Genomic DNA, 13,202 nt, shown 5'->3' with positions numbered 1-13,202 from the left:
CCTCGTCTGCACATGCCCCCCAATGGACGCATACAAAGAAGCCGCAGAATAAACAGCAACAACAAAACAACCCCCCCGCCTTGGCGGGGGGTCTACTCTGCTGCTTCTTTCCGCTGAGACGACGCCAACAGTGCAGCCAATTCAGGTCGGCATGAGCCGCAATTGGTCCCGGCTTGCAAGGCTTCACCTATGGCTTCAACAGTCAGCAAACCTTTGGTTTCAATTGCGGTCAGGATTGTGTTCACGCCGACATCGAAACAGGAACACAGAATTGGTCCCGGGTCCGGCATGTCCGCCGGGGCGCGGCCAGACAACAAGCCGAGATCGGGCACTTGCGGCAGAGTTGATAAGTAATCCCGCATCACCGCAACCGGCTTGGGTGAGATGAACAGGGCGGCCACCATTCGCCCGTGTCGGTGGCAAGCCAATCTGGCCACACCCCGGGCAGGGTCTTCCATTGCAGTGATTTCTGCGTTTGGCAGGCCAAACAGATCACGAGCCGCAACGTGCCAGTCTTCGATCCGTGTCAGCCCAGCCAGTTCTGCACGATATCCAGATTTAGTGGGGGTTTGAGCCCAGTAATCGCAGTTTGGAGTCATCTCGCGGTCAGAAACCGCGAATCCGTACCATGCCGCGTTGAATCGGGTGACGTTCACGGCGGACGCTTTGCTTTCGGGCTGACCTGAAATCGGATCGACGTCGGCCGCAACCACTGTGTCAATGCGGGCTGAGGGTGCGGTTTCTCCGGTCCAGTGGATCGGGGCAAAAACCTGGCCGCGGGTAACGTCAGAGCTGATGCGGGCGCGTAGGATGGCGGTGCCGTGAGGGCTGCGGACTTCGACCAGATCAGCAGCGGCGATCTGGCGGGCGCAGGCATCTTCAGGGTGGATGTCCAGAAACGGCTCGGGCAAGTGCGCTGACAAGCGCGCAGATAACCCGGTGCGCGTCATAGTGTGCCATTGGTCCCGCAGCCTTCCGGTGTTCAGGCGGAACGGGTAGCGCGGTTCGGTCTTGACCGCGGGGGCACGCCACGTAACCGGCAACAGTCGCGCCTTGCCATCGGAGTGAAAAAATTGCCGATCCGCAAAAAAACGACCGCCCTTGCGGTTTTCAGTCACAGGCCAGCGCGTGGGGGCCAGTGCGTCATATTGCGCCGCGTTCAGGTCAGCGAGGCCCGAAATATCGAAATCCTTTCCGAACCGAGCCGCTATTCCGGAAAGAACGGCGTATTCGCGGAAGATCTCGGCGGGTGATTGGTAATCAAAGGCGGCTGTCCAGCGCATGCGGCGTCCAACCTCGCACAAGATTTCCCAATCAGCACGGGCCTGACCCGGTGCCGGAACAACCCTACGTTGGCGGCTGATAGTGCGGTCGGAATTGGTGACGGTTCCGTCTTTCTCGGCCCAAGCTGCGGCAGGCAGCAATACATCAGCAAGCCGAGCTGTGTCCGTGCGATCAGTGATGTCCGAGACGACAGTGAAGGGGCAAGCGGCGATGGCATCTCGGACCGCGTCGGCCTCGGGCATGGAAACCACGGGATTGGTGTGGATCACCCACAGGGCTTTGATCCGCCCGTCACCGACGGCGCGGAACATATCCACCGCTTTCAGACCGGGGGCTTTGGGCATGGTCGGTGCCGACCAGAAATCACGGACGGCGGCACGGTGGTCTGAGTTTTCTATATCCAGATGGCAGGCGAGCATATTGGCCAGCCCGCCGACCTCTCGCCCGCCCATGGCGTTGGGTTGGCCGGTAACTGAAAGAGGGCCGCAGCCTGGTTTGCCAATCCGACCTGTGGCCAGATGACAGTTGAGGATTGCACTGACCTTGTCGCTGCCCGCGCTTGATTGGTTCACGCCCTGGCTGAAGATGGTCACAACCTTTTCGGTGCCAGTCCACATCTCGCAAAAGGTCTCGATATCTTCAGGGTTCAACCCGGTGACCGCGACATTGTCACCCTGTGCGCTCAATAGCGCCTCGGCGAACCCGTTCGTATGGTGCAGGAAGTTCGTGTCGACCAATCCGCGCGCGTCGATCTGGGTTAGCAGGTGATTGAACAGCGCCACGTCGCTGCCAATAGCCAGCGGCAGATGCAGATCGGCGCTGTCGCAGGACGCAGTGCGGCGAGGGTCGATCACCACGATCTTTGTCCCGCGGACCTGCCGCACCGCCATCAGGCGCCGATATAGAACGGGGTGACACCACGCCAGATTCGAGCCGACCAGAACGACTAGATCGGCTTCGTCAATATCCTCATAGGTGCCGGGTACTGTGTCGGTGCCGAAAGCGCGTTTGTGTCCGGCCACCGTCGAGGCCATGCAGAGCCGCGAATTGGTGTCGATATTGGCCGAGCCGATAAAGCCTTTCATCAGCTTGTTGGCGACATAGTAATCCTCGGTCAGCAATTGGCCTGAAACATAGAATGCGACCGAATCCGGCCCATGTTCCGCGATTGTGTCGCGGAAGCGGTCGGCGACCAGTTGCAGCGCGTCGTCCCAACCTGTTTCAACACCTGAGACACGCGGCACCAGCAGGCGGTGCGACAGACCGATGGTTTCGGCCAGCGCAGAACCTTTGGAGCAAAGCCGCCCGTGATTGGCTGGATGCTCGGGGTCGCCTGTGACGGTCAGTCCCCCGGCGCCGTCAGGCTGCAGAAGAACACCGCAGCCGACCCCACAATAGGGGCAAGTTGACCGTTTGGCGCAAGTATTCAGGTCCTTCACGCAGCGCTCCTTTGGCCCACCGAGGTGCTGTCCAGCAGGATACGGTCTCCGTCCAACTGCACCGGATAGGTGGCGATCTGGCCTTCATCCGCGCCTTGCGCTTGACCCGAGTTCAGATCGAATACCCAATTGTGTAGCGGACATGTGACGGACTGGCCGTGAACGATACCTTCCGAAAGTGGTCCGCCCTTGTGGGGGCAGCGATCCGAGGCTGCGAAGATCTCGTCCTTCGCCGTGCGGAACAGGGCGATGCAGCCGACCGGCGTTTTCACCACGCGCGCGCCACGCAGGGGGATGTCGTCGATATGTCCGATGTCGATCCAGCTCATTCCGCGGCCTCCAGTGTCAGATCGGCCAGAGGCGCAAAACGCGGCGCCTCTTTCGCCTGCTCGGCCCATGGGTCTTTGCGATAGATGGACTGGCTAAGTTCGAACCGCTCGACCAATGCGCGGCGGCTGTCCAGATCGTCCACCACAGTTTCCTTGATCCAGTCCAGGCCGACCTTCGCCATCCACTTGTAGAGACGGTCCAGATACTTGCCGCCCTCACGATACGCTTGAGTGACGGCCATCACGACCTCGATAGCCTCGTCCTCGGTCGGGACCTGAACCAGCAGTTCGGTTTCCTTGACGTCCATACCTGCCGCACCGCCGATGCTGATCTGATAGCCTGAATCCACGCAGACCACACCGATGTCCTTGCAGGTCGCCTCGGCGCAGTTACGCGGGCAGCCCGAGACAGCCAGTTTCAGCTTATGAGGCGTCCACGATCCCCACAGGATCTTCTCAAGCTTCACGCCCAGGCCGGTGCTGTCCTGCGTACCGAACCGGCAATGGTCGGTGCCGACGCAGGTTTTCACCGTACGCAAACCCTTGGAATAGGCATGTCCCGAGACCAGCCCGGCCTTGTTCAGATCGGACCAGATATAAGGCAGGTCCGCTCCTTTAACGCCCAGCAGATCGATACGCTGACCGCCGGTGACCTTGACCGTGGGCACATCGTATTTCTCGGCTGCATCAGCAATCGCGCGTAGCTCCGCTGGGTTGGTGATACCGCCCCACATCCGGGGCACCACGCTGAACGTGCCGTCCTTCTGGATGTTTGCGTGTTTGCGTTCGTTGACGAAACGGCTTTGCGGGTCGTCCTGATATTCGAGCGGCCAGTCGGCCAGCAGATAATAGTTCACCGCAGGGCGGCAGACATGGCACCCATTGCGCGTTTTCCAGCCCAACTCCTGCCAGACGGCCTCCTGACTTTTCAGCTCTTGCGATTTGATCAGGCGGCGGACGTCTTCGTGGGTCAGATCGCAGCAGCCGCAGATGGGCTGCGCGGTGGGCATCTGGAAATCGTCACCCAGAGTGACCTGTAGCAATTGTTCCACCAGACCGGTGCAGGTCCCGCAGGACGCGCTGGCCTTGGTGGTTGCGCGGATGGCACCCAGATCGTTGGCGCCGCCTTCGATAGCAGCGGTAATGTCGGATTTGCACACGCCGTTGCAGCCACAGATTTCCGCCTCAGGCGGCAATGCTGCAACGGCTGAGAGAGGGTCCGCAGAGCCGCCCCCCTGATAGGCCGGACCGAAGATCAGCGTCTCGCGCATCTCGGACACATCTTCGCCGTCGCGGATCAGGCCAAAGAACCAGTTGCTGTCGCCGGTGTCGCCATACATGACCGCGCCGACCAGTTTGTCGTCCTCCAGCACCAGCCGTTTGTAGACGCCGCGCGCCGGATCGCGGAAAACGATGTCTTCGCGGGTCTCGCCCTCGGCAAAATCGCCCGCACTGAACAGATCGCAGCCGGTGACCTTCAGCTTGGTCGACAAAGAGCGCTGTTTGAACGCGGCATCCTCTCCCAGCAGGGTCTGCGCCAGCACTTTGGCTTGGTCATATAGCGGCGCAACAAGGCCGAAAATCTCGCCCTGATGCTCGACACACTCGCCAACGGCAAAGATGTCGGCATCCGAGGAGATCATCTGATCGTCCACGTGTATGCCGCGCCCCACGGCTAGGCCCGTGTCCTGTGCCAGTGCAACGTTGGGCCGGATGCCCACCGCCATAACCAACAGGTCACAAGGAAGTTCGGTGCCGTCCTCCAGCAGCAACGCACGGGCCTTACCATTCTCGCCAGCAATCTCGGTCGATTTTGCGTTCAGCAGAACCGTGATGCCTTTTTCTTCTAGCGATTTTTTCAGCAGGTAGCCTGCGGCAGGGTCCAGCTGACGCTCCATCAGGTGGCCCATGATATGCACCACCGTCACGTCGGCGCCGCGCGCAGCCATGCCTGCGGCGGCCTCAAGGCCCAGCAAGCCGCCGCCGATCACGACCACCTTGTTGCCGGTGCCCATGCCCATCATCTGTTCGGTATCTTCCAGATCGCGATAGGCGATCACGCCGTCCAGATCGTGTCCCGGCATGGGGATCATGAAGGGGTTCGATCCGGTGCCGAAAATTAGTTTGTCATAGGGAACGTGGCCGTTCTCACCCTCGACCACTTTCAGTTCGCGGTCGATTTTGACCACTTTCTCGCCGAACCGACAGGTGATGCCACGCTCGGCATACCAGTCGTCGTCATGGGTGACGATCTCTTGATAAGTCTGATCGCCAGCGAGAACCGGGCTGAGCATGATGCGGTTGTAATTCCCGCGCGGCTCGGCATTGAACAGGGTGATGTCAAAGGCATCGGGGGCGGCGTCGGTCAGGTGTTCCAGAACCCGGCCCGAGGCCATGCCGGCACCGATGACCACTAGTCGTTGTTTCATATCAATTCACTCCGCAGCAATGGCTTTGGGGGCAGGGCTTTTGGGCTTGGGCTTTGCGCCGTGCTCGTATTCTTCGAGGAAATCCAAAACCTCTTGCCGGTATTCGTAGTAGTCGGGATGGGCCAGCAGCGCCTTGCGGGTGCGCGGACGCGGCAGGTCAACATTGGTGATCTTGCCGATCGTGGCCTGCGGGCCGTTTGTCATCATCACCACGCGGTCGGCCAGCAGGATCGCCTCGTCCACATCATGGGTGACGCAGATCGTGGTCACTTTGGTTCGCGACCAAACCTCCATCAGAACTTCTTGCAACTCCCACCGTGTCAGGCTGTCGAGCATCCCGAACGGTTCATCCAGCAGCAAGAGTTTCGGAGACAGCGCAAAGGCGCGTGCGATACCGACGCGCTGGCGCATGCCATTCGAAAGGTCTGCGGCGGATTTATCCATCGCATCGGCCAGACCGACCCGCTCAAGGTAGTATTCCACCACATCCTGACGCTCAGCCTGGCTGGCGCGCGGGTAGACGCGGTCGACACCGACCGAGACGTTCTCCTTCGCGGTCAGCCAAGGGAACAGCGAGGGCGACTGGAACACCACGGCGCGTTCCGGATCGGCGCCTTCGACATGGCGGCCGTCCAGCTTGATCGCGCCTTTCGAGATGTCGTTCAGACCGGCGGCCATGGTCAACACTGTCGACTTGCCGCAACCCGAGTGGCCGATTAGCGAGATGAACTCACCGCGATTGAGCTTGAGGTTGAAATCCTCGACCACAGTCAGCGGGCCCTTGGGCGTGGGGTAGACCTTGTGCAGCTGGCTGAAATCCAGATAGCGTTCGTCTATCAAGCCATCCTGCGCCTCTTTAACTGCCGTGGGTACGCCGTGGATCGGGGTCACTTCGGGCAGGATGCGGGTGCCTTCGACCTTGGCCTCAATCCCCACATCCATCAGGTATTTGGTCACCTCGGCGCGCAGGGTTTTGAACGTCTCGTCATGATTCATGGCCGAGCGGTCGCGGGGGCGAGGGATCGAGACCTTGAACTCGGTCCCTAGCGTGCCATCCGGGTTCAGCGGGATGATACGGTCGGCCAGCAGGATCGCCTCGTCCACGTCGTTGGTGATCAGGACGCAGGTCTTGCGGTTCTCTTCCCAGATTTTTTCGATCTCTTCCGCCAGATTGCCACGTGTCAGCGCGTCCAGCGCCGACAAGGGTTCATCCAGCAGCAGAACCTCGGGGTCCATCGCCAACGCGCGTGCCACGTTCACCCGCTGTCGCATTCCGCCCGACAGCTCGGCAGGACGGCGCGTGGCGGCGTGGCTCAGGCCGACCATGCGGATGTAATGCGCAACCTTTTCCTCTTTCTCGGCCTTGGGCATCTTGGGGAAGACGGCATCCACGGCCAGCCGCACATTGCCCGTCACCGTCAGCCACGGCATCAGCGAGTAGTTTTGAAAGATCACCCCTCGTTCCGGCGCTGGGCCGGAGATGGCTTTGTCGCGGAAAGTGACGCTGCCCTTGGTGGGGAACTCGATCCCCGCCATCAGATTGATCAGGGTGGTCTTGCCGGTGCCCGAAAAGCCCAGCAAGACCACAAACTCGCCTTCTTCGACCGACAGGTTGATGTCTTTCAGCACATCCGTCGCAGCAGTGCCGGTGCCGAAGGATTTGCTGACGTTCTTGAATTCCATCACAGCCATTTGGGTCACCGGTTGTTCGAGAAGGTGAACAGGGACTGCAGCGCGTACATCACGCGATCCAGCAGGAAGCCGATGATGCCGATGGTGAAGACAGCCACCATGATCTTGGCCAGCGAGCTGGAGGAGCCGTTCTGGAACTCATCCCAGACGAACTTGCCCAAACCGGGGTTCTGCGCCAGCATCTCGGCCGCGATCAGAACCATCCAGCCAACACCCAAGCTTAGGCGCAGACCGGTGAAGATCAGCGGCAGGGCCGAGGGCAGCACCAGCTTGGTGATCTTGGTGTAGGTGTTCATTTTCAGAACCTTCGACACGTTCACCAGATCCTTGTCGATCGACGCCACACCCAGCGAGGTGTTGATCAGAGTCGGCCACAGCGAACACAGCGTCACGGTGATTGCCGAGATCAGGAAGGATTTGGCGAACCAGCCGTCATTGGTGACGTACACGGCCGAGACGATCATGGTCACGATTGGTAACCATGCCAATGGCGAGACCGGTTTGAAGATCTGGATCAACGGGTTCAGCGCAGCGTTTGCAGTGGGCGACAAGCCCGCCATGATGCCCAGCGGTACGGCGACGATGGTCGCGATCAGAAACCCGAAAAAGACCGTTTTGATCGAGGTCCAGATTTGGTTGTAATAGCTTGGCGCGCCAGTATAGGCGACTTCCTTGACCTTGTCGGCCTGCCCTGCGTCGATGAACTTCTGGTTCCGCTTTTCGACCATCGCCTCGAATTTGGCTTTCTTGGCAGCTTTGGCTTGCGCATCATGATGCAGGCTAACCGCCTCGGACCAGACCTGAGCCGGTCCGGGAACGGCACCGAGTGACGTCTGTACCTTCGGTGCCATTGTGCCCCACAGCAGCAAAAAGGCGCAGATCGCCAGCAAAGGCACGGCCAGCAAGCGCCAGATTTCACCCATCTGGGCGCGCGGGTTGTCACCTGCGGCGGCCTTCAGAACAGGGGTGATCCAGGCTAGGCCCAGAACCTGAAACCATTTGTCGGCAGAGTTGATCCGGGTGAACAGGCGGGCGCGGCGCGCCTCGCGTTCAGCCTCGTTGGATAGCGTATCGTGGTCGATTGCTGTCATCTTGCGGTCTCCTGGCCCGGATGTCCGGGCGGGGTGAAATTCTGTGTAAGTGGGAAACCCCGGCCACTTAGGCCGGGGAAATGGATTAGCCCTGTACTTCGGTGCCGATGACGACCTGCTCGCCCTTCAGGCCAATTGGCAGGCTTTGCAGATAGGCGTTGGGTTGGCGGGCGTCATAGGGGATGCCGTCGATGATATCTTCGGCAGGCGTCGGAGCCTTGTAGCCATCGCTGTCCCAAGGGAAGTCGGCCTCATTCGCCAAACCTTCGTCCACCAGCATGCGTGCTGCGTCCAGATAGATGTCGGGGCGATAGACCGACTTCGCAACCTCATCATACCATGCGTCGGTCTGCGGCTCGGCGATCTGACCCCAGCGGCGCATCTGGGTCAGGTACCAGATGGCGTCGGAATAGAAGGGGTATGTCGCGTTATAGCGGAAGAACACGTTGAAATCGGGCACGTCGCGCTTGTCGCCCTTTTCGTATTCGAATGTCCCGGTCATTGAGTTCGCGATCACGTCATAGTCGGCGCCAACATATTCCGGCTGGCTCAGCATTTCGACCGCGGCGGGACGGTTTGCGTTGTCGTTCTCATCCAGCCAGATCGCAGCGCGGATCAGAGCCTTGGTGACAGCGCGGGCGGTGTTGGGATATTCCTCGGCGAATTCAGCAGTGATGCCAAAGACCTTTTCGGGGTTGTTCTTCCACAGCTCATAGTCGGTGATGACCGGAACGCCGATGCCTTTGAATACGGCCTGCTGGTTCCACGGTTCCCCTACGCAATAGCCATAAATAGTGCCTGCTTCCAAAGTCGCGGGCATCTGCGGCGGAGGTGTCACGGAAAGGAACACATCCGCGCCGATCTGACCGGTCACGTTATCGGGGCTGTAATAACCCGGATGCAAACCACCAGCAGCCAGCCAATAGCGAAGCTCATAATTGTGGGTCGAAACCGGGAAGACCATGCCCATGTTGAACGGCTTGCCTTCGGACTTGTACTTCTCAACCACCGGGGCCAGGGCCTCAGCCGAAATCGGGTGTTGTGGGCGACCGTCATCCATCACCGGGATGTTCGGCTTCATCTCTTCCCAGACCTCGTTCGACACGGTGATACCGTTGCCGTTCAGATCCATCGAGAACGGGGTGACAATATGCGCCTCGGTGCCATAACCGATGGTCGCGGCCAGAGGTTGCCCGGCCAGCATATGCGCGCCGTCCAGCTGACCGTCGATCACACCGTCCAACAACACTTTCCAGTTGGCCTGTGCTTCAAGCGTGACGAACAGACCTTCGTCGAGGAAATAGCCGTTTTCATAAGCGACGGCCAACGGGGCCATGTCGGTCAGTTTTATGAAGCCAAAGGTCAGTTCGTCTTTTTCCAGTTCCAGCGTTTCGGCCATGGCCGGGCTGATCAGGGCTGTTGTGGCGACAAGGCCTGCAAGGAATTTCTTCATGTGGGTCTGTCCCTTTTTCTGTTCCCAGTCTTCCGGGGGTTAAAAACAAACAAAGCCGCTTCACGCTCTGACCGGGAGGAGGTGGCCAGAGAGTGAGCGGCTTTGCTCAGTCGGTCCCAAACTTTGGGATGAATTCTTGCGACACACGCCATTGCGTGCCGTTGGAATCAAACTTGAAGAAGAGTGGGCGCGGTTCAAGAAGTTTTGCTGCAATGCGGCGAAGTTTTCTGCAATTGCTATCCCGACCCTTGGCCGATGCCCATTTTTTAGGCGTCAGATATCCTGAGGATCAAAAATGCGCCCATCCAGGAACGCGTCCCGTTTCAGCGACAACTGTCCGTTATGTGAGGCCACCGGGGTTGTTTCGCGAATCGCGCCTTCAAGTTTTTCCGACGCGCCGGGCAGGTCCGCGCCCAACCCGGACATCTGGTCACGGTAGATATCGCTTCGGAATACGCTGCCCGCTTTTGCCAGGGCCATGTGCGGGTCTAGATTGTAACGCTCGGCGAGCCGGTAGGCGATCCACTTGGCCTGACTGCGCCACGGGAAATTCGCCGCACCGTCATGAAATTCAAGGAACCCCGGAACTTTACGTTGTTCAGCTTGACCAGAAATGGTGAACCGCCCTGACAAAGCACGGTCGATTAATTCAGAAGGCAGATTCAGATAGGCTTCGCGTGCAAGAATTTCGGCCGCGGCGGTTTGACTGCCGGGTTGATCCAGCCAGCGACCGGCCCGCCAAACCGCGCGCATGAGCTTGCCCAGCAAATGTGGTTCGGTATCCGCCCATTCAGTTCGCACGGCCAGCACCTTTTCCGGCGCAAAAGCCCAGATCGCCTGACCGGGCAACAACAATGCTCCCGCTTTGGATTCCACTGCGACAGAACCCCACGGCTCACCAACGCAAAACGCGTCCACATCGCCTTCGGCCAAAGCCTGCGCCATCAACGGGGGCGGGATCGTGCGGACTTCGACGCCGATGCGCGACAGATCGGTGGCCTCAAGCCAGCATTGCAGCAGCTCCATATGAAGCGAGAAAGGGAAGGGTACGCCAATGACTAGCGGCTTGTCGGCGACAGAGGCCAGCGCCTTGGCGGCAAGAAACGGATCGCGGAAGTCGAACTCGTAGCCGATTTCTCTCAGTCTGACTTCAAGCGCGTGGCTGATGCCTATCACGTCACCGTTCACCGAAAGAACGGACACCGCAGACAAAGGTTGCGTTACGCCGCCCAATCCCAAAGCCATCGCCACCGGTACGGGCGATAGAAGATGCGCCGCATCCACACGACCGAATGCCAGCATGTCACGTACCGACGACCAAGACGGAGCGGCGATTAGGTCCAATTCAATGCCTTCAGCGCGGGCCAGCCCCATTTCATGCGCGACGATCAGGGGGGCGGCATCTACAAGCGGCACATAGGCGACGGGTAAGGTCACAGTATTCATGACAACAACCCCGAGGCGGTGACCAGCGCCTCGGCCACATCGGCAACGCGGCGGCCCTGATCCATTGCGGCTTTGCGCAGCAGGGCATAAGCCTCTTCTTCCTCGACGCCGCGCGCTTTCATCAGCAGGCCTTTGGCGCGGTCGATCACCTTGCGTTCTTCCAGCGCGCGTTTGGTCTCGGCCAGTTCCCGACGCATCTGACGGACGATCTGGAACCGGGCAATCGCGGCGTCCAGCACAGGTTTCAGCCTGTCGGGCTGCATCCCGTCGACGACGTAGGCCGACAAACCTGCTTCAATCGCTGTGGCGGCCAAATCCCCCGCCGCGCCAGAAACGAACATGGCGACTGGGCGCTCTAACGGACCTGAGGCCAGCGTGAGCTCTTCAAGCATGTCGCGAGTCGGGTTGTCGATGTCGATCAGCACCACATCCGGTACTAGGGCGGCGATCTTGCGCGCAAGGCTGGAAACGTTTCCAATCACGTGCACATCGTAAGATCCCGACGCTTTCAAAGCGTCAACGATGGCGATTGCACGCTCTCGGTCTTCTTCAACTACGACAATGGTCAGGGCGTCAGACATTGCACTTTTTCACCGGCTCATTTCTCAAGCTCAAGAGAATGAGGTGCAAACTGCCTGAGTTAAAAAAGGAGTGCTGAAAAAATAGTCAAACGTGCGTCGGCCAGTGTTCAAAACCCGTAGATCTTTCGCCTATCGGAAACCTGCGACCGCAAATTGGGAGGGCTGAGGTGTCGTTTTTCGGAATCAAAGCGTCTTTTCTGCTTGCTGATGCTGCAGGCGCGCCGTAGCTCTGCCCGTGGGACACCCCTCCCCAACGAGGGGCGTATATCTGGAAGGGTAACACCTATGGCTATCGAACAACCGGCAACGCGGCCGGTAAATCCGCGTTTTTCCTCGGGCCCCTGCGCCAAACCCCCCACATTTGATCTGACCAAACTGGCCGATGCTGCGCTGGGTCGTTCGCACCGCGCCGCTGTTGGCAAGGACAAGCTGAAGGCGGCCATCGAAGGCACACGTGAGATTCTGGGCATTCCAGCAGACTACAAGGTCGGCATCGTTCCCGCCTCGGATACCGGTGCGGTTGAGATGGCCCTGTGGTCGCTGCTGGGTGAGCGTAAGGTTGAGATGCTGGCGTGGGAAAGCTTTGGCGCTGGCTGGGTTACCGACGTTGTCAAACAGCTGAAGATCGAAGCCGAGGTGAAAACCGCAGACTATGGGCAGATTGTCGATCTAACCTCGGTCGATTTTGCCAATGACGTTGTCTTTACATGGAACGGCACTACTTCGGGCGTTCGGGTTCCCAATGGTGACTGGATTGCCGAAGACCGTCAGGGCTTGACGATCTGCGACGCGACTTCGGCGGCCTTTGCGATGGACCTGCCCTGGGACAAGCTGGATGTAACCACCTTTAGCTGGCAGAAGGTGCTGGGCGGAGAAGCGGCCCATGGCATGCTGATCCTGTCGCCCCGCGCTGTGGAACGGTTGGAGAGCTACACGCCTGCATGGCCTCTGCCCAAAATTTTCCGCCTGACAAAAGGTGGCAAGCTGATCGACGGTATCTTTACCGGTGCCACGATCAACACGCCTTCGATGTTGGCTGTTGAGGACTACCTCTTCGCTTTGGATTGGGCCCGCTCGGTTGGCGGGTTGCAAGGGCTGATCGCCCGCGCGAATGCCAATGCCGGAGCCGTGCATGCGTTCTGTGATCAGAACGACTGGATCGCCAATCTGGCAGAAGATGCGGCAACGCAATCGAATACTTCGGTTTGCCTGAAATTCACTGACGCGCGCATTCAGAACGGTGCCACCTTCGCCAAGGCCGTTGCCAAACGGCTGGAGGTTGAGAATATCGCGCTGGATATCGGGGCCTATCGTGACGCTCCTGCGGGGCTGCGCATCTGGTGCGGCGGTACAGTTGAGACCTCGGATATCGAGGCGATGCTGCCTTGGCTCGCTTGGGCCTTTGAGGCCGAGATTGCGGCGCAAACAGAAGCTGCCTGATTTTTTTACCGGGCCGCA

General features: G+C 59.5%; 9 protein-coding genes. 1 reads left to right on the top strand and 8 read right to left on the bottom strand.

The window, feature by feature from the left end; translation table 11 throughout:
• Positions 1 to 92 precede the first annotated feature (92 nt).
• The 8 genes from ACR0L3_RS17960 to ACR0L3_RS17925 all read right to left on the bottom strand — a co-directional run bounded on the left by ACR0L3_RS17960 (position 93) and on the right by ACR0L3_RS17925 (position 11,744).
• A complete protein-coding gene (locus ACR0L3_RS17960; protein ID WP_480747138.1) occupies positions 93 to 2,723 on the bottom strand; it encodes a molybdopterin-dependent oxidoreductase in 2,631 nt (876 codons plus the stop codon).
• Positions 2,720 to 3,052, bottom strand: a complete 333-nt coding sequence (gene nirD, locus ACR0L3_RS17955) for a nitrite reductase small subunit NirD (RefSeq protein WP_480747137.1) — start codon at positions 3,050 to 3,052, stop codon at positions 2,720 to 2,722. Before nirD ends, ACR0L3_RS17960 begins: the two co-directional genes overlap by 4 nt.
• Positions 3,049 to 5,481, bottom strand: coding sequence for a nitrite reductase large subunit NirB (gene nirB, locus ACR0L3_RS17950; RefSeq protein WP_480747136.1), 2,433 nt, complete (start codon positions 5,479 to 5,481; stop codon positions 3,049 to 3,051). Before nirB ends, nirD begins: the two co-directional genes overlap by 4 nt.
• A gap of 6 nt (positions 5,482 to 5,487) precedes the next feature.
• Positions 5,488 to 7,173 carry an ABC transporter ATP-binding protein gene (locus ACR0L3_RS17945; protein ID WP_480747135.1) on the bottom strand — a complete coding sequence of 562 codons (1,686 nt, stop codon included), beginning with the start codon at positions 7,171 to 7,173 and terminating at the stop codon, positions 5,488 to 5,490.
• 5 nt (positions 7,174 to 7,178) lie between these two features.
• A complete protein-coding gene (locus ACR0L3_RS17940) occupies positions 7,179 to 8,264 on the bottom strand; it encodes an ABC transporter permease (RefSeq protein ID WP_480747134.1) in 1,086 nt (361 codons plus the stop codon).
• A gap of 85 nt (positions 8,265 to 8,349) precedes the next feature.
• Positions 8,350 to 9,717, bottom strand: coding sequence for a CmpA/NrtA family ABC transporter substrate-binding protein (locus ACR0L3_RS17935; RefSeq protein ID WP_480747133.1), 1,368 nt, complete (start codon positions 9,715 to 9,717; stop codon positions 8,350 to 8,352).
• Positions 9,718 to 9,990: 273 nt separating this feature from the next.
• Positions 9,991 to 11,163, bottom strand: a complete 1,173-nt coding sequence (locus tag ACR0L3_RS17930) for an ABC transporter substrate-binding protein (protein WP_480747132.1) — start codon at positions 11,161 to 11,163, stop codon at positions 9,991 to 9,993.
• Positions 11,160 to 11,744: an ANTAR domain-containing response regulator gene (locus ACR0L3_RS17925; RefSeq protein WP_480747131.1), complete on the bottom strand. Its 585-nt coding sequence runs from the start codon at positions 11,742 to 11,744 to the stop codon at positions 11,160 to 11,162. The genes ACR0L3_RS17930 and ACR0L3_RS17925 overlap by 4 nt, the downstream gene beginning before the upstream one ends.
• Before the next feature lie 285 nt (positions 11,745 to 12,029).
• Between ACR0L3_RS17925 and ACR0L3_RS17920 the strand changes: the two genes are divergently transcribed.
• The gene (locus ACR0L3_RS17920; RefSeq protein WP_480747130.1) at positions 12,030 to 13,184 is read left to right on the top strand and encodes a phosphoserine transaminase; all 1,155 of its coding nucleotides are present in this window, start codon (positions 12,030 to 12,032) and stop codon (positions 13,182 to 13,184) included.
• Positions 13,185 to 13,202: the final 18 nt, after the last annotated feature.

This window comes from Ruegeria sp. CK1, from assembly GCF_056536545.1.
This window is presented reverse-complemented; position numbering and strand designations above follow the sequence as displayed.